This window comes from Sphingobacterium sp. UBA7855 (genome assembly GCA_002500745.1).
Classification (GTDB): Bacteria; Bacteroidota; Bacteroidia; order Sphingobacteriales; family Sphingobacteriaceae; genus Sphingobacterium.
Window position 1 is genome coordinate 1 of the sequence record DLST01000002.1, and the last position, 25973, is coordinate 25973.

Here is a 25973-nt window from a genome sequence, read left to right on the forward strand (position 1 = left end):
CCGACTAAGTTAGCAACTCCACCGAGAAAAAACGCATGATATACTCCCGGCTATCTGAAGTAAACAACGTCTTTACAAGACCATATTCTAAAAAGAATATTTTATCACAAATTCTTCCCTTTTTGACAATTATGTCTCCTTTTTTAAAGGATTTTGAGGTGATTTTTGATTTAAATTCAAGCAATGCTTCATTATTCACATTGAAGTGAACGTTTACGAATTGTACAAAATCAGGTGGATTATGATTGGAAAAGTTAGTCATCATACGATATAGCTCAATGCCATTATTTTATTTAATTTACGATTGTTTTTCCGAAATGATATAAACAGCGATAAATTGTCCAGTAGCGAAGATGAAATTGTAATCTCCCCTAAAAATAGCTACGATTATTAAAGTAGCTTTATAAATTAGTCCAAATGCTCTACTTCTAAATGCTCCAGTTTTTTTAAACTTTTTTCTTACTGATATAGGAAGTGTTCTATGTTTAAATTATTGATAATGAGATGAACTACCTCATGTTGATGATTTAGTACCTTATTAATTTAATATATGATTTCAATTTTTAGATATTTGTAAATGGCTCTATTGATAACTTTGGATAATGTCTATAAATTGTACAATCTTGATTCTTCAAAAAAGACGGAAGGAATAGTTATTCTCAATCAGCAAAATGATCCTAAAAAGGAATATACAAATAATAGCCGTCTATTTGATGGTTTATTGTTAGGATTTCTGATACAAGGATCCATGAAAGCACAGATTCATTTTTTAGAATATGAAATGCGCGCAGGTGATATTGCTGTTTTACAGCCGCAATTGATGATGGATACAAAATCACTGAGTGACGATGCCCAAATTGTAACCATTGGTCTTTCATTAGATTTTATTACAGCATTTCCAATTTTACGTGAGTTTGTAATGAATAACCAAATGAGATGGCAGCCCGTTATCAGACTTCAACCCGAAGAAATTAAGTTGCAAAATGAACTACTGACGCTTATACAGAACTTCTACAATAAAAAAACGAGCCATAATAAAGCGGTAATGCTTCGACATCTTGTTATGGTTCTCATAAGTATGATTTCTGAAGTATATTCTTCTTTACCGAGTAACAAAAGCTTGGTGAAAAACCGCACACATGAGATTATAGACGATTTTTATCTACTCATTTCAAAGCATGCCAATCAACAAAGAAGCGTGGCGTTTTATGCTAAAAAGCTACATTTAACACCTCAATATCTTTCCACCTTCCTCAAACAGAGAACTGGAAAATCTGTATTACAGTGGATTGATCATATCACCATTCTACATGCTAAAACCCTACTGAAAACTTCTAATTTATCAATTAAAGAAATTAGCAGCGAGCTTCATTTCGAAGAAACGAGTGTCTTTTGCCGATACTTTAAAAGAATAGTGGGCATGTCGCCAAAAACCTATAGAAACGAATCATAATTTATGTTCTCTTTATCTGAACTATCAACAGCATATGATTAGCTTTCAGATTGTACGTAAACACCATTAAATTGTCAATACCTGCTATTTATCGCTGTTTAATTTTACAGGATGAAAAAAACAGGTAAAAAAGCAGCTATTGGATTTATATTTGTAACGTTGTTGATTGATATTACAGGGTGGGGCATTATACTTCCCGTGGTTCCTAAACTCATTGGAGAACTTATCAATAATGACCTTAGTGAAGCTGCGAAATATGGAGGTTGGCTTGGCTTTGCTTATGCCATTACGCAATTTGTATTTGCACCTATAGTGGGTAATCTTAGTGATAAGTATGGGAGACGCCCAATTATTTTAATTTCTCTTTTCGGATTTGCTATTGATTATGTACTCTTAGCACTAGCGCCTTCTATTGGGTGGTTGTTTTTTGGAAGAATCATTGCCGGTCTTACTGGGGCTAGTATTTCAACAGCTAGTGCATATATAGCTGACATATCGACCGATGAAGATAGAGCTAAAAATTTCGGTTTAATCGGCGCAGCTTTTGGATTGGGGTTTATTATAGGTCCTGTAATAGGAGGTTTGCTTGGCCATTATGGCGCAAGAGTTCCCTTTTATTTCGCTGCTATATTATGCATGGTCAATTTTCTTTACGGCCTGCTTATACTACCAGAAAGTTTAGAAAAAGACAAACGTCGGTCATTTAGCTGGAAACGTGCAAACCCTATTGGAACAGTTAATTTTTTGAGAAAACAGTCAAAAATATCAAATCTCATAATCGCTTTAATGTTGGTCTATGTTGCCCTCCACGCTATACAAAGCAATTGGCATTTTTTTACTATGTATAAATTTAATTGGACGGAAAGAACTGTAGGTCTATCGCTTGGTTTGCTTGGCTTGTTGCTTGGCTTAGTACAAGGCATTCTAATGAGGTGGACAACGCCAAAATTAGGGGAACATAAAAGTGTATATTTTGGGTTGCTATTTTATGCATTAGGTTTAATGCTTTTTGCATTTACTAATCAAGGGTGGATGATGTTTGTTTTTCTCGTTCCTTATTCCTTAGGTGGAATCTGCGGACCGGCACTTCAATCAATAATCAGTAAAAATGTTCCTGCAAATGAACAAGGTGAACTGCAGGGGGCATTATCAAGTTTAGTGAGTGTTACGGCTATTTTGGGTCCTCCAATTATGACAAACTTATTTTATTATTTCACTCACGATAAAGCACCATTTCAATTTTCAGGAGCTCCGTTTTTTCTAGCATCCATTTTAATGTTTATTAGTGCAATTATCATATATTTTGCTTTTCGACAAAAACGTTAAAAAGAAGCTAACGATTAAATGCCTCACCCTTCAAATAGCTGAGTCTATTTTCGTTCATAGGTTCTGTTTTGTGATAAACAGAAAAGCCACCACCTTGTTTAAGCTGACATCGTAATATAAAATATTATGCTGACAATGAATGTGATAAAAATTAAACCATTGTGCCTTCTTGGTTGTTTGCTAATAATATTAGTATTTTTGAATGCGTCAACTGCCAAAAATCAAAAGGCACAATGCAGTGCTTTTGGTACAATTGAAAAACATGGAAAGGAGTATAATACATTGTGATCTTGATACATTTTTTGTATCTGTCGAGCGCTTGGAGAACAGCAAGCTCATCGGCGTACCCGTGCTCATAGGAGGAAACAGCGACCGCGGGGTAGTAGCCTCTTGTTCCTATGAAGCCCGTAAGTTTGGCGTACATTCGGCTATGCCCATGCGGCTGGCCCTGCGCATGTGTCCAGACGCAGTAGTCGTACGGGGCGATCACGACCGCTATAGTCACTATTCCAGTATCGTCACGCAGATCATCGAAGAAGACACGCCCATTGTCGAAAAAGCCAGTATAGACGAACACTACCTTGATGTCTCCGGTATGGACCGCTTTTTTGGCTGTTGGAAATGGACACAGGAGCTCCGCCAGCGCATTATCCGAGAGACTGGGCTACCCATTAGCTTTGGTCTTTCTGTGAATAAGACCGTCGCCAAGATTGCCACCGGTACAGCCAAACCCTGCGGCGAAAAGCAGGTGCAGAATGGTACCGAAAAAGGCTTCCTCGCACCGCTATCCATCCGCAAAATCCCAATGGTAGGCGAGAAGTCCTTTACGCTGCTCCGGAATATGGGAATTTCGAAGATCGGCACCCTGCAGCAGATGGAGGTGTTCACCATGCAGAAAGTGCTTGGTGAGAATGGAATCAATATCTGGCGCAAAGCCAACGGGCTCGATGATTCACTCGTGTTGCCTTTTCGGGAGCAAAAGTCCATGTCCAAAGAAAACACCTTTTTGCAGGATACCATCGATATGGATGTACTCCGCCGCACCCTGATCGGTATGGTCGATACACTGGCCTTTGATCTGCGCAAAGAGCAAAAGCTGACTAGCTGTGTCACCCTCAAGATCCGTTATAGCAATTTTGATACCCATACGCAGCAGTTGCAGATCGGTTATACCAATTCGGATCGAAAGCTTACCGATGTGGTGCTTTCACTCTTCAAGAAACTGTATAGCCGCAGGATGCTGATACGCCTTATCGGGATTAAGTTCTCGGGTTTAATTTACGGATCCTATCAGACCGACCTCTTCGACGATAGCGCCGAGGAGGTCAATCTGATGCAGGCCATGGACAAGATCCGAAAACGCTATGGCGCCGAATTTCTGATGAAGGCCATCTGTGCGCCGCTGCCGGAGAAAGGAGGGGATCATGCTCTTAAATCTACATAGTTACTATAGCCTGCGCTTTGGCACGCTCAGCCCGCAGGATCTTATCTCGGGCATGCTTGCTGGCGGTTATGATACCGCCGTACTTACCGATATCAATAACAGTTCCGGTTCGCTTGACTTTATTAAGCTGGGGCGGGCCGCAGGATTGAACCTGCTCGCCGGCATGGAGTTTCGCCACGACGATCAATTTTGTTTCGTCGCCATCGCCAAGAACGAACAGGGATTTCGGGAGATCAATGACTATCGGACCAAGCTTAATATGGAAAACCGTGCTGCACCCGAGCGTGCACCCGAATTCGAACAGGTCTTTGTCATCTATCCCCTTAGCAAACTCAATGCTTTTCCGCTAAAGGACTACGAATACATCGGCATCAGACCCATTGAGCGTACACGTGTCCAGTTGATGGACCGAAAGGTGCTTGACCGCTGTGTTATCCTGGCACCAGTGAGTTTTCGTAAGGCCGACTATACCTTACATCGGCAATTAAGGGCCATTGACAACAACCTGCTGATTTCGCAACTGAGCCCGGATCAGACTGCAGCCGAGGACGAGGTATTTATCCCCCGGGTTAAGCTGATGCGGTTATTTTCGGATCTACCGCAGCTGCTCGCCAATACAAACCGCATACTGGGCCAGTGTTCTTTCAGTTTTGATTTTACCAGCGTCAAGAATAAAGCAACCTTTACGGGCAATCGCTACAACGATAAGCAACTCCTGCACAAGTACTGCATAGATGGCTTCTCCAGGCGCTATGGTCGTCAGGACCGGGTGGCCACCGAACGCATTCAGCGCGAGCTTGAGATTATCGAAAACTTGCGTTTCTCCAGTTATTTCCTCATCACCGACGAGATCTGCCGCTATGCACGAGGGCGCAATTTTCACTATGTAGGCCGTGGATCGGGAGCCAATTCTGCAGTGGCTTATTGCCTGGGGATCACCGATGTTGATCCCATTGCGCTCAACCTACCTTTTGAGCGTTTTCTTAACCCCAAGCGCAAGAGTCCGCCAGACTTTGATATCGATTTCAGCTGGAACGAACGTGATGAGATTTATGACTTTATTTTTAATCGTTATCAGACAGGTCATACCGCACTTATGGGCGCTATGAGTACGTTTCGTTCGCGGAGTATCTTGCGCGAGCTGGGTAAAGTGTATGGACTACCCAAGGCCGAGATCGACCGCTTGGTGCATGAGCCCGAGCATATGCTCAACAAGAATGAGGTGACCAATACCATTCTGAGCGTTTACAACCGCATGGCCGACTTTCCCAACCAGCGCACCATCCATGCCAGCGGCGTGCTCATCTCCGAGGAACCATTGACCTGTTATTCGGCGATGGACAATCCGCCAAAAGGGTTGCCGACCGTGCAATTTGATATGTATGTGGCCGAAGATATCGGCTTCGAGAAGTTTGATATCCTTTCGCAGCGCGGCATCGGCCATATCAAAGATTGCCGTACCATTGTGCGGGAAAACTTGGGGGGCGTCATCGATACCGACAATCCCAAGCGTTTCTTTCAGGATGCCCATATTGCAGCGCAATTAAAATCGGCCAATACCATCGGCTGTTTCTATATCGAGAGTCCGGCCATGCGGCAGCTGCTCACCAAGCTGCGTTGCGATGATTACCTGACTTTGGTGGCTGCCTCATCCATTATTCGGCCAGGTGTGGCCAGTTCGGGCATGATGAGCGAGTACATCCGTCGGCATCACGACCCCACGACGGTCGTCTATCCACACCCCGTGTTTAAAGAGCAGCTCGAAGAGACCTTTGGCGTAATGGTCTATCAGGAAGATGTAATGAAAATTGCCAATGCCTATGGTGGACTTGATATGGCCGATGCCGATGTGCTGCGGCGTATGATGTCGGGCAAATACCGGAGCAAAGATCACCTAATCGAAATTGAGGATAAATTCTTTTCCAACTGTAAGGCCAAGGGGTACCCCGAAAAAACTACCCGCGAGATCTGGCGGCAGATGGAAAGTTTTGCGGGCTATTCCTTCAACAAGGCGCATTCAGCATCCTTTGCAGTAGAGAGTTATCAGAGTCTTTTCCTCAAGACCTACTATCCTTTGGAGTTTATGGTTGCGGTTCTCAACAATTATGGTGGCTTTTACAACCGTAAGGTCTATGTCAATGAGGCCCGAATTTCAGGTGGCAATATCTGCCTGCCCTGTGTCAATCAGTCGGTATTTAATACCTCCATTCGGGGTAAAGATATTTACCTTGGTTTTGACTGCCTGCTCAATTTGGAAGGTAAACTGGCCCATCGCATTATTGAGGAGCGCGAAGCCAATGGCACGTATACGAGTCTGGAGAACTTTGTTAAACGGACGCAGACCGGTATTGAGCAGGTCGTTATCCTGATCCGCGTTGGAGCCTTGCGCTTTACGGGGACGGGCAAAAAGCAACTGCTGTGGGCGGCACATCTGATGATGAGCAAGCATAAGCCTGTGGCAGCGGGTATAGCACTGTTTGAGACCGAGAGTCGCAAGCCTATACTGCCACCTTTGGAAGAAGATATCCTGGAGGATTATTACGACGAGATGGAGCTGATCGGCTTTTGCGTCACAGGAACCCTTTTTGATCTTGCCAAAAGCGATTACCGTGGCGATATGCCGGCCCGGGAACTCCGTCTGCATGAAGGTAAAATAATTCGGATAGTGGGGGACTTTGTCTGTGAAAAATTTGTCAAGACCAAGCGCGGCGACCTAATGAAATTCGGCACTTTCCTCGATGCCGAGGGACGCTTTTTTGATACGGTACACTTTCCACAAACACTAATGAAATATCCGCTCCGTGGTGCAGGAATCTATTTGATCGAAGGTAAAGTTGTTGTCGAATATGGCTGTCCATCTATCGAGGTGATACGCTGTGCCAAGATGCCGCTAAAGCCCGATCCGCGGAGTGAATAATTAATCCTATCTTAGTCCTATGATGTACATCCCTTTGAACAGGTCACCCAAAGTTCGTTTCGCGAGTTTGTCGAGTCCGGCTATGTCGACTTTGTGCTGCAGCGCTTGGAGTTAATTGTATCAGATTTTTCAAATAGTCAGTGGACTTTTACAACCATATACGATCCAAAAGTTAGTCAACATCCAATTTCTAGAAATCGGGATTTTAACTTCGTGCCGGAAAGTATTGACCATTATTTAATGCACAATTTGCAATTTATTAGGTTTATGCGTTTTATTTTGTACATTAGTTTTATAATATTATAACAATTTATTATTGTGCAGAATATTGAACATTAATGAGTTTACTTGTGCTTTATGAACAATATAATAGACATTGCTAATTTATCGGATAAAGCTATTTTACAGAAAATAGGATTCTTTATTCAACAAATACGTATTAAAGAAAATATAACACAGATTGAATTAGCGCAAAAAGCTGCTATAAGTCGTACAACGTTAAGTTTACTTGAGCGGGGTGAAAATATAACTTTGGTCAATTTGGTAAAGATCTTACGTATTTTAGACGTACTATATGTTTTAAATAGTTTTGATGTACAAGAAGAGCCCAGCCCGATAGAGTTAGCCAAAGGTGAAAGGCAGAAACGACAAAGAGCATCTAAAGCAAATACGCAAGAGCAAGATAATTCAGATTTAGGATGGTAAAAACAGCATTTATTAATATATATGGTAAACGTGTGGGTGTCGTAGCTTGGGATTCGAATAGAGGTTTAGCTAGTTTTGAGTATGATCCCAAATTTGATATCAAGCAATTGCCAATAGCTCCCATTAAAATGCCTACTAAAAATAGGATTTATAGTTTTCCTGAATTTAGAGAAAACGAAACGTTTAAAGGTATGCCTGGATTATTAGCGGACGCGCTACCCGATAGATATGGTAAAGAATTAATCAATGCTTGGTTGGCGCGTCAGGGACGTCCTGATGACAGTTTAAATCCGGTAGAATTATTGTGTTTCATAGGTAAAAGAGGAATGGGTGCCTTGGAATTCGAGCCGGTAATAGGTAAAGAATCTACTTCTTACGATTTAGAATTAACCGATTTGATAGAAACAACAAAAGCATTATTGGAGAAAAAAGAAGAGTTTCATATTAATAGTCAACACAGCATGGAAGATGTGATGTTAGATGTGTTAAAAATGGGAACTTCTGCTGGAGGCGCTCGCCCCAAAGCCATTATTGCGTATGATGAAACAACAGGAAAAATAAAATCTGGACAAACTTTAGCCGAAGAAGGATTTGAACATTGGTTAATCAAATTTGATGAGATTAGCGATGTACAATTTGGGGTGTTAAAAGGATACGGTCGTGTAGAGATGGCCTATTATAAAATGGCAACGAGCTTTGGAATAGAAATGATGGAATCACGATTAATAGAAGAAAATAATCGTGTGCATTTTATGACTAAGCGTTTTGATCGTGTTGGAGGAAATCAAAAAGTACATACCCAAACTTTATGCGCGCTACAACATTACGATTTTGCAAATATCACATCCTATAGCTATGAACAAATATTTCAAACAATGCGTTTATTACGCTTGAATTATGCTGAGGCTGAGCAAATGTTTAAACGCATGGTATTTAATGTGGTAGCACGTAATTGTGATGACCACACTAAAAACTTTGCTTTTTTGATGGATGCTCGAGGTAAATGGAAGTTAGCGCCAGCATATGATATTTGTTTCGCATATCGTCCAGATAGTGTATGGGTGAGTCAGCATAATTTGAGTATCAACGGTAAACGCAGAGATTTTGAACGTAAAGATTTGGTAGCAGTTGGCGAACAAAACTCTATTCGCAATCCAGAAAAAATCATAGACCAAGCACTTGAATTGGTGAAAGATTGGAGTAAATACGCAGCGATGTATCAAGTTGATCGATTTTTGGCAAAGCAAATAGAAGGGGATTTAATCAAGGAACTGAAATGATAATAGAGAAAAATGCGTAATAAGTTTAAAGAAATTACTCAATCTGAAGAATACATTTTGACGAAGGAAATGATGTTACCATAGTCCAATATCAATATCTTAGAATATCTGTTTATGACGATCTAGCCGATAAGATCGAAAGCTTGTTAACAACAGCATCAGGCTATCGCATCTTCCACAACCCTATCAAGGAAGAGAACTGGGATAAGCGTATGCTCAAACTCTACGAAAAAAATATTGTCCATTACCTACGTACCAAAACCAAGTTTCAACGCAAAAATCCCATCTACATTCTATCCTTAGCATATGGCCGGGTAGTGGCTACGATTACCGATGGATCCAGCCCGGGTTGGTCAAGTCTGGTCACTCAAGATGGGCCTTTGGCGCAAAAGATGTGACGTTTTCACAAAACGAATTGGAAGCAGTTATAAGATATATTCTATAAGATTATGTTATAGTCTCGCGCGATACTGCTGTGGGGATAGTCCAAAATATTCTTTGAATAGATTGGAAAAGTTCGGTACACTTTCATACCCAATTTGATAAACAATCTCAGCGATATGCATATCCTTATTTTCCAATAATTGAAGCGCCTTTAGAAGGCGATGCTGTTTTATGAACTGGAATATGGTGATCTGCATTTCTTCCTTAAACTGTCTAAAAAGTGTCCGCTCTGAAAGAAAAAAATTAGCGCTGATTTCAGCGATTGACAATTTATTGTCGAGATGTTGGAGGATATACGTGCATACCTGTATCATCAATTCACTTTTTGCAGGCGTAATTTGCAAAAGGATCGGTTTTGCCAATAGTATGGGGAGCATAGACTTAAAGGCCTCTAAGGTGGATGCGGTCAACGTGTCATGGTCTTTCAGCTTCCAATGTTGTTGGCCAAAAAGCAAAAAATGATTCAACAATTCATTTGATGGATACACCTTAACGTCGTCGTGCATATTGTTCATATCGACAAAAATGGTTTTTAGTGACAGTTGCTGGGAGCGGGAAATGAGTTTGTGCGGGACATGTGCTGGAATATATACAAAGAAAGTACTCGGTACACAGAAGCTGGCTTTTTCTGTATAGATAAAGAGGGTACCATTTGTTGGGCTAAGTACCTGTACTTGTTCATGAGCATGCATTTCTGTATTGAATTGTCCATAGGTGCGTAATTCAATTGTGCCATCGCAGAAGTTCTTGGCACATTGAACGAACGGGATGGTGGATTTTGGCATTATTGAATAACAATTGTTTTATTTTCAAATATATTAAATTTTATAGTTCTGGTACTTTTGAGCTATAGAAATAAGTTGAATATGAAACAAGTTAAGATTTTTGATACTACTTTACGTGATGGAGAACAGGGGCCGGGCTGCCAATTGACACTGAATGATAAATTAGAAATTGCTGAAAAACTCGATGCAATGGGGGTAGATGTGATAGAAGCAGGATTTCCAATAAGTTCACCTGGAGATTTTAAGGCAGTCACAGCGGTTTGTAAACTGGTGAAAAAGGCAAGCGTCTGTGCATTAGCTAGGGCCAATAGGAAAGATATTGAAGAGGCCTCTTTGGCCTTGAGTAGCGCCAAGGTAGCAAGGATTCAGCTCGGAATTGGAACATCCGACATTCATATCAAACATAAGTTTAATACCACTCGTGAGGTAATCTTGGCAAAAGCGTATGAAATGGTGGCTTATGCTTCTGATAAATGTGATGAAGTACAATTTTTTGCTGAAGATGCTGGCCGCGCTGACAATGATTTTTTGGTTCAAATGACCAATACGGTGGTTGAAGCGGGCGCAAAAGTGGTGAATCTTCCTGATACCAATGGTTTTTGTACACCCTTTGAGTACTTTGAAAAGATAGCCTATGTAAACCAGAATAGAAGGGAAAAAGAGAACGCAATTCTTTCTGTCCACTGTCATAATGATTTAGGTATGGCTACAGCGAATAGTATAGCTGGGTTAATGGCAGGCGCGCTTCAGGTGGAAGGAACGATTAATGGTGTGGGAGAACGTGCGGGAAATGCTGCCTTGGAAGAAATTATTTTGACACTCATTGTAAAGGAAAATCTAGGTATTGCGACCGGAGTTGATCCAAAATATATTGTAGAATTAAGTAGTATGGTAGAACGGGCAATGTCAAATCCTGTACAGGCCAATAAGGCCATTGTTGGCAAAAATGCTTTCGCGCATTCTTCCGGCATCCATCAGGATGGCGTATTGAAAGACCGTAGAAACTATGAAATTATTGATCCCCTAATCATAGGAGGAAAGTTGCCTGAATTGTTTTTATCTGCCAGGAGTGGACGTGCCGCATTGAAAGATCGGTTAAAAAATATGAAAATAGATTTCCCGGCTGAACATTTTGAAAGTATCTATAGCAGATTTCTTGTTTTGGCAGATCAGAAACGTTTTATTGAAGATAGCGACCTCCGACGTTTGGTTTAGGTGTACAACAACCTGATGGCAAATCATGGTAGAATATTTGCTCACAGAAACTGACAAGGATATCATTCCTTTTATTACATGTCGAAAAGAATATGGCGACAAAACAAAGGGCTGAGGAAAGAGCAAAACTTGCTGAACTTAAAAGTATGCTAAACTTGAGAGGTGCATGATTCTTACCCACTACTGTTTGAATTCGCCTATTTTCTAAATTTAATTAAAACTAACTTTGCATGGATATTAAGAGAAATATTATGAAAAGACTAAATGGAAAAGTCGCCTTAGTAACAGGATCATCCAGAGGAATCGGAGCAGTTACCGCAATAGCCTTGGCAGAAAACGGAGCAAAAGTGATTGTGAATTATAATGGAAGCAAAAATGCTGCAGACGAAATTGTTGAGAAAATTAAAGCCCGCGGTGCCGAAGCGATCGCTTTAAAAGCAGATGTGAGCAAAGAAGCCGAAGTGGAAAATCTTTTTAATGAAGCCATTGCAGCTTTCGGTAAATTAGACATACTCATCAATAATGCTGGCATTATGATGACCAAACCTATCGCACAAACGTCGACCGAAGATTTTGATCAGATGTTTAACATTAATGTGAAAGGCGTTTTTAACACCCTGCGTCAGGCGGCTACGAAATTGCACGATGGCGGAAGCATTGTCAACCTAACTTCTACAGTTACCCGTACACTTTTCCCTGGTTACGGCACTTATTGTGCAACAAAAGGGGCTGTGGAACAGTTTACCAGAATCTTTGCGAAAGAAATGGGCAGCCGTGGTATTAATGTGAATGCGGTCGCACCGGGACCTACCGAGACGGAACTTTTTCTGGATGGAAAATCCGAAGAGGGAGTGGCAAGATTAGCAGCCAGCAGTGCTTTTGGAAGATTGGGACAGCCTGAAGATATCGCTAACTTCATCGTCAATATGGTGAGCGAGGATTCCAAATGGGTTTCCGGGCAAATCATAGGCGCGAATGGTGCGATGGCATAATGCTGAGATTTTAATTTTACAATGAAGAACGAAAATGAATCGCTGTAAACTTTTTATAGAGAAGAGTTAGGCATACTACCCAGTGAAACTTTTAAGAAAACAGGGCACTTCCATGTGTTTACGATGCAGGACTATACCGGTCCTGCACCTGCATTTCCTATGCCCTACAGCCTCAAAGATTATTATATAGTCGCCTTGATCCGAAGGCCTCATATCGTTGAATATGCCGATCACAACTACTACGTAAGGCAGAACATGTTGATGTTCGCCAATCCGCAGACTCCGTACAACTGGAGGTCTAAAAACATACAGCCCGCGGGCGCTTTCTGCGTGTTTATGGAAGACTTTATGAAGGGATATGGCAACATCAAAAATTATCCGCTTTATCAGCCGGGTGGAACTTCCATTATCGATCTTACCGATGAGGACGTGGAACAAATAATGATACCCTACAACAAAATGTTCACGGAAATCGAATCAGATTATATTTATAAGTATGATCTGTGGCGAAATCATCTGCAGTCTGATAAAGCTGAGGGGAATATCTAAATTATTTTTTTTTTAAGCCTAAATAACATTCCGGAAACTACAGCGATAACGCCGTAGGATAATACAATTCCTAAGCTCCACGTTTTTGATAAAATATAGCAGGTGGTAAAAATACCCATAATGGTAAGTGAAATTAAAATCGCCTTTACCCTTTTGACACTAATCTCGTAGCGATTCAATAGATAGAATAGTAATATATATACTATTAATGTAGGGATAGATAATACGATTCCGCCTATCAAAATCCAAGGGAAAAGCCACATATCATTGAATACTTCTTGGTTCTCAAACCCCATATAAGTTGAAAGGATGATTGGTGTCATTAATATTGTAGTTCCCCAATGCTTAAAAACATACGACCAGTTCATCTAATAACTCCCCTTCCAAAGTTTAGCTTTTCGTCATTCAGCCCACTGTAATCCAAAAAAGTCCAACCTTTGACAGCTGGTTCTTTGATTGCCATCAAAGTCGAGTAACTAATCATTTTTTTTGTACTGTCTGGTATTCCGAATATAATCAATTGTGGAAAGAAGCAGTACTCCATATTTTTTACTTTGGTAATTTCCCTATCGGTATAGTTGATTACCGAATCTATTTTAACGTTATCTTTATGTATTGCTGCGATACTTTTCTTAAAAAGCTTTAAGGCATTTTCTTTTCCGCCCATTGCTTTAATCAGCCTTGGCGAGGTTAAGTTTAAAGTGGCAAGTGTGTTGTTAAGAGTCGAGGTTGCGCTTATTTTAGACAATGCAGCTCTAAGCTCAGGATCTTTCTGAGCGTAACTAGCTGTAAAATTGAAGATAATGGCAATTACTATTAATAAAAAGGGTTTCATTGTGCTTTGTTATTCTAAATGTCTCACTGCAGTTTGATCTAGGGTTCTATTCTTTAATATGATCTTTCAATTCTTCTTCCAAACGATAGAATAACGCTAACTCATGCTTTAGCTGGTCCTCTTCCGAAATAACTGGAGGTTGGTGAGGCTCCGAAGGGTCAAATGGGCCCTTTACAATTTCCAAAGTGACTATGTCTCCCAGATGAAGTGTGGTTTTTAGCCAATCAACATGACTTTCTGCATCCGAATCTAGGCCGCCCACACGGAACCCAAATGCGTCATTGCTGCCTCTTCTACGTGCAAGAGCAGCCATCGCATGCAATACGTAGTGAGCTTTGTTAAATCCTGCTTTTGTAATCTGTTCGCCGTTTATTTTAATATTGATACCTAAATTTTCCATAAGCTTATGTGATGTGGTCTTTTAGTCTTTCTTTCAGATGATAGTATTTTTCCAGTTTGCCTTTTATTGTGGCTTCCTTGTCTATAGCACTTTTGGTTCTCATTTTGGGTTCGTCAAAAGGAGCTTCAATCACCTCAAAAGTAATTGCATCACCCGCTTTAAGTTCGGTTCCGTACCAATAGAGATCGTCGTTCTGCTCACCATCCATTCCACTTACATTAAGTGTAAAGTCCTTACTTCCGTTATGTCGCTCCGTAAGGGTTACGTTGCCAATTAATACATAGTCATCTGTGTCCAATCCGGCCTTTGTGACTAGATTGCCATTGACTTTTATTTTAAGACCTAGTTTCTTATCCATAATCTTTTCTGCGGTTAGCCCTAAAATTCTTTACTATTTCCAGTCCTTCACTTTTTTAATCAACACCTTGGCAATTGGAATATCTGCAGGAGCAAGCTTCCAGTTTAGTAGATCACTGACTTCTACCTTAATTTATATCGTACGCCAAAATTCAAATAATTGGGATCAAACACGTCTTCATCAATATAGTATTTCGCTTTATAGCCAGCATAAATCTGCAGTTTTTTTGCAATAGCGAGTTCCATACCAATTTGAACATTTAATGGTATGTAAGTTTCCTTAACCCTCGTTCCAGACTGTTTCCATTTCTCGCTGTAAAATTCTGCCCCAACCCCTGCATTTGTGTAAGCTTTGAAGATATTGCTAAAATTGATCAGATCGTAACTATAATCAGCACCAATAAATGTAATGTTTGCCGTACTGTATCCAACATTCCCTAAAATATAATTTCTGTTCTTAAGACCATATTTAGCTTGAAAACCATAATACAAATCATAGGCAGGCGATTCGAGTAATAAGTCACTATTTGCACCTATAGCTAGAGAATTCTTCTGAGAATATCCTATAAATGAGATAAAACAGAAGATGATTAAAAAAATACATTTCATAAATTTAATGATAAGTTTCAATGGTATAAGTTAAAGGCCAATTTAATCCTTTTTTTTATAAATAGCCCAACTATTTCGTGGTTTGTTGAAGTTGTTTAGGCCATGCTAATGTTATTGGCTAACGTTAGGTAACATAATCGAGTTCAGAATCTAATTTTTCGTTCTTTTACACGCCATTAATAGGGAAAGCGAAATTGCTGTCAGTAATATATTTTTATTCTCATTTTAATTTAGGTAAGTAAATAATGATCATTTACCATTTAATTAAATCTTCAATATCTTTAGTAATTTCCTCGCAAATGCTTTCAACAATAAAGTCTGATATAGCATTCGGATTATTGTCGAGCGGAATCTTAATCCTAAGAATTTGGAATGGGAAATTGGGAATGAAACTGTTTAGGGGAGATAATACGTTCGTTCTTGATTTTGTATAGAAAAACTCGAAATTTGAGTTCATTAAATTTGCACTTCCTTTAAAGCATTCTAAACCGGCGATAGTAAATGTTGTAACATGAGATGTTGTATCAATCTGAGTTACAACAGGAGGAGATATCAACGCTTTATAAAACAATTCAGGGCCGAAATTTAAGAGAGAGACGTCTTTCATCTTATTGGGGGCTTCTTTTAAATCACTTCTTACAAGTTTTTTAGTTAGATTTATAATATAATCTGGATTAGTAATGTTGACTGTTAATTCCCCTTGATTGATTAAATTGTCTTTAATGATATTTTCGTTATATATTGTGTCTTTCTGCAATACTAAGTTACTCTTTATATAATATACATATTGCAAATATAATTCGTTAACCTGAGGGTTGTCGAGTGGCGTTAAATACCATTTAAGTATAACTTTGCCTTTTCCCTGATCCTTAAATTGACTTTGAGACACTGCTTCCAATTTTATAGTTGCAAAAAGGAAGATAGTTGAGATTGTCCTAATTATGAAGAAATTTGATATTCCTATTTTTAGTAAATTCATAAACTTAAAGGAGGTTAAACTAATTATTACTCGAATATAAGTTTAATTAACTGTAGCTGTGGTAGGAAATTATCCGTTGTAGACTTGATCTTAACATTTTGTATTTTTAACCTTTTTAAATTCTTCGAAAGATTACTGATTTTCGCAGTAAATAGTTGTTTACGGTTTAAATCCAACGAAATTTTCATTTGCTTTCTCCAGATTTAAGATTGATAATTCATTATGGACTATTGTATCTCAAAATATACCAATTTTTCTGAAGGAAATATCGAAGTTCAATAAGGATCACTGTGGAATTGCAACAATAAAATGGATACCTAGTTAAGCTGCAATATTTTATTTATTTTTCTAGCAAACTCCTCTGGAGGTAAGTATTCTAAGGCAGCATGTTGCCTTTTTCGGTTGTACCAAGCCTCAATATATTCAGAGACAATAGGTGCAGCATGCTCCCTGTAAGCTTTTTCAATCAACTCGTTCGCAATTGGAATGTCTGCGGGAGCCAGCTTCCAGTTTTGTAGACCACTGAATTTTACCCATTCAATTAAATCATGATCTGTGGAATCTATTCGTGGAATCTTTGATTGACAGGTTTAGCTTTAAACTTCCCACATACCGGAACGAAAAGTAGTCGGGCAAATTCCCGTCGGATTAATAGATAAGATCTGATTTCTGATTAGCTAACTGTTCTTTTATAATCTTAAAATTGAATAATATTTTGCGCTAAAAATATTAGTAATAATGTATTTATTTACTTATATTTGCATTGGTAACCAATTTAAAAACATTGTATTATGAGTGAATTAAAACAGTCGAAATATATCGATATCACGACAGATTATGGCTTTAAAAAAGTTTTCGGATCAGATACTAATAAGGATCTTCTCATTGCTTTCTTAAACGAGCTCTTTAGAGGTCGGAAGGTTATTGCTGACCTGTATTATAACAAAAATGAACATGTCGGTGATACAGCGGATATCGGTACCGTTATTTTTGATCTGACCTGTACGGCAGACAATGGGGAACGGTTTATTATTGAAGTGCAGCGCACGTCGCAGGTTAATTTGAAAAAGCGCATGCTCTACTACAGTAGTAAATTAATTTCGGATCAGGCACCTAAAGGCAACCGAAGGGCTTGGAATTATGCAATTAGCGAAGTCTATATCATTGTATTGATGGATGGATTTGCAATGCCTGATGCGGGGGAGGAGAAGTATTTTTTGCACGATATTTGTTTATGTTATCGAGATCATGGTAAAATATTTTATGACGATTTAGGCTTTATATATATAGAATTGGTTAACTTTGTTAAAGCTGAGGCAGAGTTAGTTAATGATTTAGATCGTTGGCTTTACGTACTCAAAAATATGTCTTCGCTAAATGGACTTTCCACTTATTTGCGTAAGCCTATTTTTGAGAAGTTATTTCAGTTAGCAGAGTATAGCAAACTAAAACCGGAGGAACGAGAGATGTACAACGTAAGTTTAAGGAATAAATGGGATGCCGAGAGTATCCGAAGTAGTCAGGAGGAGCTATTGAAACGAGCGCGCGAAAAAGCAATGGCTGAAGGAAGAGCTGAAGGAATATCAGAAGGAAGAGCTGAAGGAATAGCCGAAGGAGAGGCTAAAGGAAAAGCAGAGGGAGAAGTTATGGGAAAAGCGGAAGTAATAAAAAATCTTTTGTCTTCGAATAAGTTTTCGATATCGGAAATTGCCGAATTAGCGGACGTTACTGTAGAGTTTGTAAAGCAGATCAAGGCAGAGAAGCCTAAAGGAAAATAAAACAGATTACAATATAAGATTTAACGGCCGCCTGGATATTTTCCAGGCGGCCTTTTTTGTGATTATAAATCCTATATTAGTCCTATGCTGTACAATCCCTTTGAACAGGTCACCAAAAATTCCTTTCGCGAGCTTGTTGAATCCGGCTATGTCGACTTTGTGCTGCAGCGCTTGGAGTGGCCCGATGTCAAGGAAAAGACAGGCTTTCTACTAAGACCCTATGATGATAAGGAAGCCGCCGATCAGCATGCCCATCAATTGGGAGCAAAGGAGGGAAGGGCCTTGCAGCTGCCGCAAGATGCCGATAAAATCGAAAGTTTGTTAACGACAGGATCAGGCTATCGGATTTTTCTCCATACCGATATTGAAATTATCAAAAAGACTTTTCCGCAGTTGCGGGATGAGCGTCGTCAATTGGATTACAATTATGACTATCTGGAAAACGTCCAGGCCATTACCTTTCCCAAGTATCCGACCCTGTATAAGGACAAGGATTCCAGCCAGCTGGCATTGACCGAGATGGAGTGGGGGGTATTGCCTACCTATATTGACGGTCCGAAGCTGCAGGCCGATCGCCGGCGCAATATAAACGAAGAAGATATGCCACCCATTTTCCTGTTTGAAATGCCCAATGAAAAGTTGAGGCATTATCCAGTGTATACCTGAGAGGATATCCAAACCGCCCGGATCGAAAGCACCTTTACGAAGCTTTTGATTGGGAAGGATTGCCGCCATTGGGGAGTGATACAGTGCACACTTCGTTGTTTTAAATCAATGTCCAATGGGTAGTTTAACGAAATATGGACCGAAATTTCCACTCAAGTTAGACGTGCAAGCATAGACACCAGATTTCGTATTATACCATTGATTTATCGACACAAGTTCAGGATCGCTATTGTTATTGCATTTATAAGCGGAAAAAAGCTGTAACATGTCCTATTTTATAAACGATGAGGATGTGAGCTATTATTTTGGACTGGATTGTATTAGTGTAAAACTCAAAATTCCACGGTATAAAAGTATAAAAACTGGAGTAGTCCCCATTCAATGCATTTACGAATAAATTCGCCCACATTCTTCGTATTAGTTTTCCTGAAAAGATTTTTACGATGTGTTCGAACCGTTTCCGGCGAGATAAAAAGTTGCTCAGCGATTTGTGGACTTGAATTTCCTCCCGCAATCAAAGGTAGTATTTCCATTTCACGTCTCGATAGCTTGGGAATACAATTTTTGGATGAAGATATTGACAAGTCCATTTGATAAAAATCACTCCGTGGTCCAAAACCCGAAACAAGAACAATTTTATTATTTGTTTGGGCGATATGATGTATATCGGTGTGTATATTGAGTGCTGTCTGTAAGCGACCATCGTTATCCTTTTCAAGATGAATTGCCTGATGATGGAACATGTGATAACATCCATTCGCAGTCTGCATTCTAAAACAATAGGAGCTTTTGAGATACAGCTGATGCTGAAAGCCAATTTCTGCTATTTTGTTTATACATGCCTCTTCTGCCCGTAAAACAAAATCTAGGTCATCGGGGTGTATTTGGTCGATTATTGTCTTTAATGTCTTTGGCTGACTAAGGAAACCATGCACCTGCTTTGTATTATCTGATACCTGATCCAAAGAATAATCTGCTATATTAACTACATAGTAATAATATGGGCCTACTGAAAGGATATCTGTAAGATGTTCGACGATGGAATAAGACTTCTTTGGTAAAGGAAGTTTTGATAACGCATCAGGATAACTTTCCCAAAGGTCAGAAAGAAGATGTCGATATTCTTTTCGTTCCATAAACTACCATGTAAAAAAAAATTAATCTAGAATTGGATTTTCGGTCAAATAATACGGCTGTGTTTCGGCTAAAAACATTTTAATATACGGGAAATTTTTATTGCTGACAAATATTTATTCTATCTAGTCTTTGATTTTTAATGTACACGTCACTTTTCGTTTTAACGATACATCGTACTATTTTAGATGGTAATCGGATATGTATTCGATGTTGACAAAGCTTTAAAATAGTTAAAATAGGATACCCGTCAACAGAAGGAATTGGCCTCTCATAACAATTTTAATATAGAGCCTTTGGCTGGTGCATTCGTTCGAAGTGGGTATAGGCAGAGGTAACAAGGAAGAAGTGGTTGTGATATCGATCATCTCTTCCTTGTCTACTTTAAGATTTTTAGGATTGTTCAGTTATAATCGTATTATAATTTATCTTAAGCTTTTGATCATTGCTCTGGCATCCTTTGTCAGGCTATAAGTTATGGAGGCGAAAAATCCTATTTTATAAAAGTCTTTTGTATAGGAGGTAAGGTCATTTACATTGGTAACTTGAACGCCATTGTAAGTCGATTTAAGCTGACGTACGTTTTTTAAAGATGCTCCGAGGGTTAAAAATATCCTTTCTCTTTTTCCGAGCAATGCCGTTGGCCCAATAAAGAAGTTCGAAATCTGTACTTTTCCAGATGTCACATCCAGTCCCATGCCGGCACTTCCTCCATAAGTGATGTAACCCGTTTTGCGCGTACTCATTGTTATTAGGCCGATTAAGGATGGTGAGATCACATTTTTTTTAATCGTATCGATGTAGTTAGCATTATTGATTTCGTATGTATCGACTTTGTGATAATAAGCTGCGGCCAGACCTAGGCTGAGATCTACTCTAGTGCCTCCATATGTAGGCTGCTGATAGGTAAATTTTGTTGGTTTATAATACTTGTCCAATTCCTTACTATTCCTCTTTTTGATTTCGATCATAAATTGGACAAGGTCATTTTCAGGTTGGATGGGGTACGATTTGATTCGGAAACTTTCCTCATTTTTTAAAATGGATGCTGCCCAGAGCGCCTGTTTGGAAAGATCGTCAAGCTTAAATTTTGACAGAAGAGTTGATAATTGGTCTGCCTTTGTTTTTAAGAAAATTGGATATGCTAATGTTTTAGATACACCGCTTGGCTCCATGATCTCATCCAATTGGTTAAATGATTTGAGTTTATAAAATGCATTGCTGAGTTCTGAATAGCTTTTGTGATAATTATCTAATTTTTCGATATTATTGTATAAGGTATCCGATAACGCCCAAAGATTTGATTTTTTTACATCTTCATATTGGAGGTTGGGATTTTCTGTGATAATATCGATCTGTTTGGTCGTTCTGATTATTTTAAATATGTCTCTACAGTCTTTTATGTATTGCTGATATTTAGCACTAAATTCATCGAGTAGGACATTATAGGCTAGTGTTTTTGTGATCTTATTATTTAACTGGATTATCGATTTTTCGCGCTCAGCTATTGTGTTTTTTAGGTCTTTGATGGCGGTATTTAGGTTGTTAATTTCGTTATCGTAATTTATAGTATCTGTTTCGGCCTTTTTTTTGACCTCAGCTAAGGCCAAATTTTTTAACTCAAGCTCACTTTTTAGATTTTCTATGTTAGATTGTAAGCTGATAAATTCTAAAGAATTATCTATTGATGTTTTATTATCCTTTTTAGCTTGTGAGTCCTCGCCTTTATATTCATTTATTTGGGGTAATTCGGCCGCAGCAGTAGCACTTTTATTTATATCGTTTTGATCCTGCACTAATTTTTCTTCGACGGCCTGCATATCTTTGCTATTTAAGGTTTTGAAAAAATCTAGATCGTAGAACGAACTTGCCATTATAGAATCTTTAGGCGTAATATGAACGTTGTATGCAAATGGATTTACATTTTCGACAATAAATACCACTGGAGTATGTACTTTGATTTTTAGCAAATCTTTTGTGTAATCTCCTTTACTGAAATCATATACTATAAACTGTGTTCTGGGGTTGACAAATTTATTTTTATCTCCTTCCGCTTTTTTTGGGAAACCGGCAGTATTTTTTTCTTTGGGCAATTCTTGTGTATATGCAAATCCTGTGCACAACAATAAAGTTAGAACGGTTAATTTTCTTTTCATAAATTTTGCGACGCTAGGTATAATAATATTCAGCTTTAACCGGAAAATTCCATAAGGGGCCGGCTATGCTAAGTTCTGAAATTATAGTATCTAGGTAAATACCCCAAATGGGGTATTTTTTCATCATTCAAAAGAAATTAAATATTCATCCACAATAGGCAAGTCAGCTTCTAAAAAGTTGCATTCCCACAGTGGATCAGCATCTAATCGTATTACCTTGGTGTGTTCTATTGCTTTTATTCCACCTGATTTTAGGTCTAGCACCTTAGTTTCCTAAGGTGCTTTTTACTTTTAGTACCCATGGGCGGTCCGATCTTATTATAAGCTATCCTACATAAATCTTTTTGAGGCGGCTGGTTAGCAATTCGATTTTCCCTTCCAAAATAAGGTGATAAAAGTTTTCGAAGCAATCTTGGTAGATTACCTGTTCGAGAGATTTTATTTCATCTCGGATTTGATCTTTGGGCATTGTACTATAGTACTTATAGTCGTCAGTTTCCATTACATCGTCATCAAACCATTCATCCTCCAGATACTTGTAAAGATCATTTAAGTCCGCTACATCCTGACTTGTTTGAAAACAAGGGTGAAACCAAATCCAAAAATTTTCCTGATCTTTATAAGGATCGGGTAGTGGTACAACCACTGTACCACGGAATAAATCTCCAGGATGTTCCTTATACCTGAAGTGTGTGAACTTTTCATTTAAATTTTTCATGACAGTCATTTGGTGCGAATGCAACAAATGCTGTACCGGAGAGATTATATTAGCGTCAAAGTCAATTTTTGAACAACATTTTTAAACAAATGGACAAAGTTATTCAGTATTGTTTATTTCATGACAGGCAAAGCCCTTAATATCCTAGACCATCAGGAAACCTCGTAGCGCTAAGAAAAAAAGCTAGATGAACAAGCGTTATATAGAGACATCAAATTCCAACTATCGTTAAAGGCGTAAAGGGCTTTAAATCAATTCAAAGTAAAATAATTTGAGTAAGGTAATTTTTTTAGTGTAAACCGAATGGTAGGGTAAAAATAGATTGCGGAATTATGCTAATCCCTAACGTAACCTTTGTCAGTTGGCGATCTTGTAGTGAACGAATATTATTCAATACCAATATATCCGTTACTGTAAAAAGTATTGAACCAAAAATCAAACACAAAAATAAGCCTTTGTCTTGGACTGTATTTTTTACAGTCGCAATACTAGGGTTCTCCAAATATTTTTCCAATCCAATGTTTTTACGTGTTAGTCCACGTATTCCGCCGTACATCAATATTAAATATACCATTACGCAAGGAAGCAAGGCTATCAATATGGTGATCGTTTTGGTATTCATTTCCAGAATAGGTTAGCTATTTTTAAATATTACGTTAAACTTCCTTTTACCAACATGCCTGTTAAACGAATTTATTCCTTTCTCAACCCTTAGTATTTTTATGTTATTGATAATATTGGTGAGGATGCGTTTAAAGAAGCAACTCTAAGCACCAGGTTTGAAGCTTGGCGGGTACCGATTGATCCCAATGAAAAGCTATATCCAGTTTTTTGAAAATGGGAATCTCGGAGCCTTTAGCCATGTTAAAAGAAAGAGTACCAGATATGGATTGGTACCACATAAGCCGATCTTGCTCTCGACTTTGGTTGAGCTTATTGAAAAGGGCATCGTGATCAATAATCGCATTGAAGTGATTTCACTTCCTGAGATACCGTTGTGTTAAATATTAATCCACAATAGGTAAATCAGCCTCTGCCCAGTCGTAGTCTCTTAATTGATTCGCATCTACCCATATGGCTTGCGCATGTTCCAATGCTTTGACCTCACCATTTAACAAACTGCATACGAAGGGGGACAGTTGTATAGAAAAATCAGAATAATGATATTCAACAGTTGAAAGTGTGTTATTAATCTCTATATCAATATCGATTTCTTCTTTTATTTCTCTGCGAAGACAGTCCTCTTTTGATTCGCCTGGTTCGATTTTTCCACCGGGGAATTCCCATTTTAAAGGTAATTTCATCGAAGTGGAACGTTGACAAATTAATATTTTATCGGCATGTTCTATAATTGCACAGCTTACTTGTATCATAGTGATTTAAAGATAATCATTTACAGGCATAGCCGAATTGAAATTTACTACGTATGGGTTCCCGTAAAATTTATAGTTTGCAATAAACTAACTTCGGCATTTTAAAATTATCACAATAGAGATTTTTATAAATTTATTAATTCAAAATAAATGATGTATATTAGCCAGAGGTATTAGCCTACCTTGATAGAAAAGTATAAAACCGAATTTTAATCAGAGATAGCTCATATTTTAGAGAAATTAAATTAATTATACTTTTTTTGGCAATAAAATTATTATAATATGTTTTTAAAACTATATAACCTATCACCGAAAGATTTTAGTGGTAGCCGCGCTAAGGAAGACTTTACGACAGAAATACTTGCAGCTATGCTCAAAGCTGAGCCGCAATTTGCGGATGATTTTTATAACTTAATTCAATTGCCTAAAGATGATTATGTTGTCGAAACGCAGTTTCCAAGTGATCTAAGTTGTCAGTCCCCGTCGTGTATAATTGATTTAGTTTTAAAAGGAAAAACCAATCTATGTTTTATTGAAAATAAGGTGGAGTCAGATCTTGGCTTTGAACAATTAGAAAGATATTCTAAAGAGCTTGATTGTAATTCTTATAGTGGTAAATTTTTACGATACTGCACAAAATATCAAGAAGATGTTCCTAATATGGGGGGCAATTTTTTACATTTCACTTGGCACGATGTTGCTCGGCTAATAAAACAGAAATATTTAAACAATTATTACCTAAATAGCTTTTACGACTATTTATTTCATCATGGTATGGCAAACAATTATCAACTAACTGAAGAAAAAATTCAATCAGCTAAATTTATGCAAGATACGCTAAAGACTTTTCAGCACTATTTAAAAGCTTGTAAAGGTGATTTTGAAGGCGTTTTTAATTCTAAATCAAGCGAACAGACATTTACTGCATTACAGAGCAATAGAATCGGTTTTCGCATAAGAACTATGCTTGAAACAAATCCGCGATTTAAGGAAGTGATGTATAGCATAGATATGGATACACAGTTGTTAAATGTACATTTATATTATCATAGAGATTGGTTAAATAGAGCCCTTTTTAAAAAAGCGGAAGCTCATGGATTTGACATTCATGATACTAATGAGGGACTTGCAATCCATCTTTTTGCTCCACTTTCAGCCTTCACCGTTTATGAGGATCCCACCAAGTTCATTAAAGAATGGTATTTAGAATCTTTTCATAAACTAAAAGATTTTATTGATGAGAATAAATTATAGATCAAACTTTGTAGTGGAACATAAACAGCATAAATTTATCTTCTAAACGATTTTAAAATGAATGTAGTAGAAACACTCAAGCAACTAGGTTTTTATAGCATGAAAGGTAAATTTTATTTTAACCAAAAATCGGTGTTGAAAGAAGTTTGCAATATTCCTAGGAATAATAACATCAGTGGTGTTTACTTATTTTTCGACGATCTTACGAATGAATTACTATATGTTGGAATTAGTGGTAAGGTTGGGAATTTAGGGGAATTTAATCATAGAAAGGATGGTTTATTAGGAAGATTTATGAAAGGTAAACAATTCGGCGATCTGCGAAAGCGAAGTCTTTCATTAAAAATGAAGGAAGATGGGATTCAAATGTTGAGGATCCAATGGTATGTTACTTATGCTAATGGAGTTTTTGACATTCCTAGAGATATTGAAATTAGTCTGTTAAAAGCCTTTAAACTAGAGTACGCACGATTGCCTAAATGGAATAAAAGAAATTGAAGACTTAAAATGGCACCGAGAAAATTACTTTATTGAAGGTGGAAAGCGGTTTTTTAGAGCCATATTCAATTAGATCTGTTTTAAGAGATTTATTAACAATCTATAA

26 protein-coding genes are annotated in these 25973 nt (G+C 38.3%); 16 read left to right on the forward strand and 10 right to left on the reverse strand.

The genetic code is table 11. From position 1 onward, the window contains the following. Window positions 1-577: 577 nt before the first annotated feature. The 7 genes from B2107_RS01020 (at window position 578) to B2107_RS01050 (ending at window position 9523) form a co-directional block, all read left to right on the forward strand. Window positions 578-1453, forward strand: coding sequence for a helix-turn-helix domain-containing protein (locus B2107_RS01020; protein ID WP_293952321.1), 876 nt, complete (start codon window positions 578-580; stop codon window positions 1451-1453). A 111-nt stretch (window positions 1454-1564) separates the two neighbouring features. Then, window positions 1565-2779, forward strand: coding sequence for a TCR/Tet family MFS transporter (locus tag B2107_RS01025; protein WP_293952323.1), 1215 nt, complete (start codon window positions 1565-1567; stop codon window positions 2777-2779). A 262-nt stretch (window positions 2780-3041) separates the two neighbouring features. Next, window positions 3042-4223, forward strand: a complete 1182-nt coding sequence (gene dinB / locus B2107_RS01030; RefSeq protein ID WP_293952325.1) for a DNA polymerase IV — start codon at window positions 3042-3044, stop codon at window positions 4221-4223. Beyond that, complete coding sequence (locus tag B2107_RS01035) at window positions 4204-7140, forward strand: DNA polymerase III subunit alpha (RefSeq protein ID WP_293952327.1); 2937 nt, start codon at window positions 4204-4206, stop codon at window positions 7138-7140. Before dinB ends, B2107_RS01035 begins: the two co-directional genes overlap by 20 nt. A 357-nt stretch (window positions 7141-7497) precedes the next feature. Next, a complete protein-coding gene (locus tag B2107_RS01040; protein WP_293952329.1) occupies window positions 7498-7845 on the forward strand; it encodes a helix-turn-helix domain-containing protein in 348 nt (115 codons plus the stop codon). Continuing rightward, complete coding sequence (locus B2107_RS01045) at window positions 7839-9125, forward strand: type II toxin-antitoxin system HipA family toxin (protein WP_293952331.1); 1287 nt, start codon at window positions 7839-7841, stop codon at window positions 9123-9125. Before B2107_RS01040 ends, B2107_RS01045 begins: the two co-directional genes overlap by 7 nt. A gap of 143 nt (window positions 9126-9268) precedes the next feature. Beyond that, window positions 9269-9523 carry a hypothetical protein gene (locus B2107_RS01050; RefSeq protein WP_293952333.1) on the forward strand — a complete coding sequence of 85 codons (255 nt, stop codon included), beginning with the start codon at window positions 9269-9271 and terminating at the stop codon, window positions 9521-9523. Window positions 9524-9577: 54 nt separating this feature from the next. Here B2107_RS01050 and B2107_RS01055 read toward each other — a convergent pair whose 3' ends face one another. Next, window positions 9578-10354: a helix-turn-helix domain-containing protein gene (locus B2107_RS01055; protein WP_293952335.1), complete on the reverse strand. Its 777-nt coding sequence runs from the start codon at window positions 10352-10354 to the stop codon at window positions 9578-9580. A gap of 81 nt (window positions 10355-10435) precedes the next feature. Here B2107_RS01055 and B2107_RS01060 point away from each other — a divergent pair, with 81 nt between their 5' ends. From B2107_RS01060 to B2107_RS01070, 3 genes are all read left to right on the forward strand, one after another. Beyond that, window positions 10436-11569 carry a 2-isopropylmalate synthase gene (locus B2107_RS01060; RefSeq protein ID WP_293952337.1) on the forward strand — a complete coding sequence of 378 codons (1134 nt, stop codon included), beginning with the start codon at window positions 10436-10438 and terminating at the stop codon, window positions 11567-11569. Between the two features lie 251 nt (window positions 11570-11820). Next, window positions 11821-12561 carry an SDR family oxidoreductase gene (locus tag B2107_RS01065; protein WP_293952339.1) on the forward strand — a complete coding sequence of 247 codons (741 nt, stop codon included), beginning with the start codon at window positions 11821-11823 and terminating at the stop codon, window positions 12559-12561. A 123-nt stretch (window positions 12562-12684) separates the two neighbouring features. Then, on the forward strand, window positions 12685-13110 hold the full coding sequence (locus tag B2107_RS01070) for a hypothetical protein (RefSeq protein ID WP_293952341.1): 426 nt from the start codon (window positions 12685-12687) through the stop codon (window positions 13108-13110). Between the two features lie 364 nt (window positions 13111-13474). On the opposite strand, the gene B2107_RS01075 is transcribed toward B2107_RS01070, so the two are convergent. The 5 genes from B2107_RS01075 to B2107_RS01095 form a co-directional block, all read right to left on the reverse strand. Then, a complete protein-coding gene (locus tag B2107_RS01075; RefSeq protein ID WP_293952343.1) occupies window positions 13475-13945 on the reverse strand; it encodes a hypothetical protein in 471 nt (156 codons plus the stop codon). 46 nt (window positions 13946-13991) lie between these two features. Continuing rightward, window positions 13992-14345: a hypothetical protein gene (locus tag B2107_RS01080; protein WP_293952345.1), complete on the reverse strand. Its 354-nt coding sequence runs from the start codon at window positions 14343-14345 to the stop codon at window positions 13992-13994. Window positions 14346-14349: 4 nt separating this feature from the next. Then, entirely contained in the window at window positions 14350-14703 is a 354-nt protein-coding gene (locus B2107_RS01085) for a hypothetical protein (protein ID WP_293952347.1), read from the reverse strand. Window positions 14704-14825: 122 nt separating this feature from the next. Beyond that, entirely contained in the window at window positions 14826-15311 is a 486-nt protein-coding gene (locus B2107_RS01090) for a hypothetical protein (protein ID WP_293952349.1), read from the reverse strand. 253 nt (window positions 15312-15564) lie between these two features. Beyond that, window positions 15565-16290 (reverse strand): hypothetical protein, encoded by a 726-nt coding sequence (locus B2107_RS01095; protein WP_293952351.1) that lies wholly within the window; start codon window positions 16288-16290, stop codon window positions 15565-15567. 791 nt (window positions 16291-17081) lie between these two features. Between B2107_RS01095 and B2107_RS01100 the strand changes: the two genes are divergently transcribed. Beyond that, window positions 17082-18068: an Rpn family recombination-promoting nuclease/putative transposase gene (locus B2107_RS01100; protein WP_293952353.1), complete on the forward strand. Its 987-nt coding sequence runs from the start codon at window positions 17082-17084 to the stop codon at window positions 18066-18068. 84 nt (window positions 18069-18152) lie between these two features. Continuing rightward, on the forward strand, window positions 18153-18734 hold the full coding sequence (locus B2107_RS01105; RefSeq protein WP_293952355.1) for a hypothetical protein: 582 nt from the start codon (window positions 18153-18155) through the stop codon (window positions 18732-18734). 332 nt (window positions 18735-19066) lie between these two features. Here B2107_RS01105 and B2107_RS01110 read toward each other — a convergent pair whose 3' ends face one another. The 3 genes from B2107_RS01110 to B2107_RS01120 all read right to left on the reverse strand — a co-directional run bounded on the left by B2107_RS01110 (window position 19067) and on the right by B2107_RS01120 (window position 22742). Further along, window positions 19067-19870 (reverse strand): LuxR C-terminal-related transcriptional regulator, encoded by an 804-nt coding sequence (locus B2107_RS01110; RefSeq protein ID WP_293952357.1) that lies wholly within the window; start codon window positions 19868-19870, stop codon window positions 19067-19069. A 423-nt stretch (window positions 19871-20293) separates the two neighbouring features. Next, window positions 20294-22024, reverse strand: a complete 1731-nt coding sequence (locus B2107_RS01115) for a hypothetical protein (RefSeq protein WP_293952358.1) — start codon at window positions 22022-22024, stop codon at window positions 20294-20296. A gap of 325 nt (window positions 22025-22349) precedes the next feature. Continuing rightward, window positions 22350-22742, reverse strand: coding sequence for a hypothetical protein (locus B2107_RS01120; protein ID WP_293952360.1), 393 nt, complete (start codon window positions 22740-22742; stop codon window positions 22350-22352). A gap of 332 nt (window positions 22743-23074) precedes the next feature. On the opposite strand from B2107_RS01120, the gene B2107_RS01125 reads away from it, so the two are divergent. Together B2107_RS01125 and B2107_RS01130 are read left to right on the forward strand one after the other, a co-directional pair. Further along, on the forward strand, window positions 23075-23380 hold the full coding sequence (locus tag B2107_RS01125; protein ID WP_293952362.1) for a hypothetical protein: 306 nt from the start codon (window positions 23075-23077) through the stop codon (window positions 23378-23380). A gap of 171 nt (window positions 23381-23551) precedes the next feature. Next, entirely contained in the window at window positions 23552-23746 is a 195-nt protein-coding gene (locus B2107_RS01130) for a hypothetical protein (RefSeq protein WP_293952363.1), read from the forward strand. 3 nt (window positions 23747-23749) lie between these two features. On the opposite strand, the gene B2107_RS01135 is transcribed toward B2107_RS01130, so the two are convergent. Next, window positions 23750-24115 carry a (deoxy)nucleoside triphosphate pyrophosphohydrolase gene (locus tag B2107_RS01135; protein ID WP_293952365.1) on the reverse strand — a complete coding sequence of 122 codons (366 nt, stop codon included), beginning with the start codon at window positions 24113-24115 and terminating at the stop codon, window positions 23750-23752. Between the two features lie 282 nt (window positions 24116-24397). On the opposite strand from B2107_RS01135, the gene B2107_RS01140 reads away from it, so the two are divergent. Both B2107_RS01140 and B2107_RS01145 read left to right on the forward strand, forming a co-directional pair. Beyond that, a complete protein-coding gene (locus B2107_RS01140) occupies window positions 24398-25369 on the forward strand; it encodes a PD-(D/E)XK nuclease family protein (protein ID WP_293952367.1) in 972 nt (323 codons plus the stop codon). Between the two features lie 57 nt (window positions 25370-25426). Next, on the forward strand, window positions 25427-25867 hold the full coding sequence (locus B2107_RS01145) for a hypothetical protein (RefSeq protein ID WP_293952369.1): 441 nt from the start codon (window positions 25427-25429) through the stop codon (window positions 25865-25867). The last annotated feature ends 106 nt before the right edge of the window (window positions 25868-25973 follow it).

What these genes read in the sequence shown, in the direction of transcription:
- B2107_RS01020 (WP_293952321.1), top strand. Translation starts at nt 578, where the DNA reads ATGGCTCTATTGATAACTTTGGATAATGTCTATAAATTGTACAATCTT.
- B2107_RS01025 (WP_293952323.1), top strand. Translation starts at nt 1,565, where the DNA reads ATGAAAAAAACAGGTAAAAAAGCAGCTATTGGATTTATATTTGTAACG.
- dinB (WP_293952325.1), top strand. Translation starts at nt 3,042, where the DNA reads ATGGAAAGGAGTATAATACATTGTGATCTTGATACATTTTTTGTATCT.
- B2107_RS01035 (WP_293952327.1), top strand. Translation starts at nt 4,204, where the DNA reads ATGCTCTTAAATCTACATAGTTACTATAGCCTGCGCTTTGGCACGCTC.
- B2107_RS01040 (WP_293952329.1), top strand. Translation starts at nt 7,498, where the DNA reads ATGAACAATATAATAGACATTGCTAATTTATCGGATAAAGCTATTTTA.
- B2107_RS01045 (WP_293952331.1), top strand. Translation starts at nt 7,839, where the DNA reads ATGGTAAAAACAGCATTTATTAATATATATGGTAAACGTGTGGGTGTC.
- B2107_RS01055 (WP_293952335.1), bottom strand. Translation starts at nt 10,354, where the DNA reads ATGCCAAAATCCACCATCCCGTTCGTTCAATGTGCCAAGAACTTCTGC.
- B2107_RS01060 (WP_293952337.1), top strand. Translation starts at nt 10,436, where the DNA reads ATGAAACAAGTTAAGATTTTTGATACTACTTTACGTGATGGAGAACAG.
- B2107_RS01065 (WP_293952339.1), top strand. Translation starts at nt 11,821, where the DNA reads ATGAAAAGACTAAATGGAAAAGTCGCCTTAGTAACAGGATCATCCAGA.
- B2107_RS01070 (WP_293952341.1), top strand. Translation starts at nt 12,685, where the DNA reads ATGCAGGACTATACCGGTCCTGCACCTGCATTTCCTATGCCCTACAGC.
- B2107_RS01075 (WP_293952343.1), bottom strand. Translation starts at nt 13,945, where the DNA reads ATGAAACCCTTTTTATTAATAGTAATTGCCATTATCTTCAATTTTACA.
- B2107_RS01080 (WP_293952345.1), bottom strand. Translation starts at nt 14,345, where the DNA reads ATGGAAAATTTAGGTATCAATATTAAAATAAACGGCGAACAGATTACA.
- B2107_RS01085 (WP_293952347.1), bottom strand. Translation starts at nt 14,703, where the DNA reads ATGGATAAGAAACTAGGTCTTAAAATAAAAGTCAATGGCAATCTAGTC.
- B2107_RS01090 (WP_293952349.1), bottom strand. Translation starts at nt 15,311, where the DNA reads ATGAAATGTATTTTTTTAATCATCTTCTGTTTTATCTCATTTATAGGA.
- B2107_RS01095 (WP_293952351.1), bottom strand. Translation starts at nt 16,290, where the DNA reads ATGAATTTACTAAAAATAGGAATATCAAATTTCTTCATAATTAGGACA.
- B2107_RS01100 (WP_293952353.1), top strand. Translation starts at nt 17,082, where the DNA reads ATGAGTGAATTAAAACAGTCGAAATATATCGATATCACGACAGATTAT.
- B2107_RS01105 (WP_293952355.1), top strand. Translation starts at nt 18,153, where the DNA reads ATGCTGTACAATCCCTTTGAACAGGTCACCAAAAATTCCTTTCGCGAG.
- B2107_RS01110 (WP_293952357.1), bottom strand. Translation starts at nt 19,870, where the DNA reads ATGGAACGAAAAGAATATCGACATCTTCTTTCTGACCTTTGGGAAAGT.
- B2107_RS01115 (WP_293952358.1), bottom strand. Translation starts at nt 22,024, where the DNA reads ATGAAAAGAAAATTAACCGTTCTAACTTTATTGTTGTGCACAGGATTT.
- B2107_RS01120 (WP_293952360.1), bottom strand. Translation starts at nt 22,742, where the DNA reads ATGAAAAATTTAAATGAAAAGTTCACACACTTCAGGTATAAGGAACAT.
- B2107_RS01125 (WP_293952362.1), top strand. Translation starts at nt 23,075, where the DNA reads ATGCTAATCCCTAACGTAACCTTTGTCAGTTGGCGATCTTGTAGTGAA.
- B2107_RS01130 (WP_293952363.1), top strand. Translation starts at nt 23,552, where the DNA reads ATGAAAAGCTATATCCAGTTTTTTGAAAATGGGAATCTCGGAGCCTTT.
- B2107_RS01135 (WP_293952365.1), bottom strand. Translation starts at nt 24,115, where the DNA reads ATGATACAAGTAAGCTGTGCAATTATAGAACATGCCGATAAAATATTA.
- B2107_RS01140 (WP_293952367.1), top strand. Translation starts at nt 24,398, where the DNA reads ATGTTTTTAAAACTATATAACCTATCACCGAAAGATTTTAGTGGTAGC.
- B2107_RS01145 (WP_293952369.1), top strand. Translation starts at nt 25,427, where the DNA reads ATGAATGTAGTAGAAACACTCAAGCAACTAGGTTTTTATAGCATGAAA.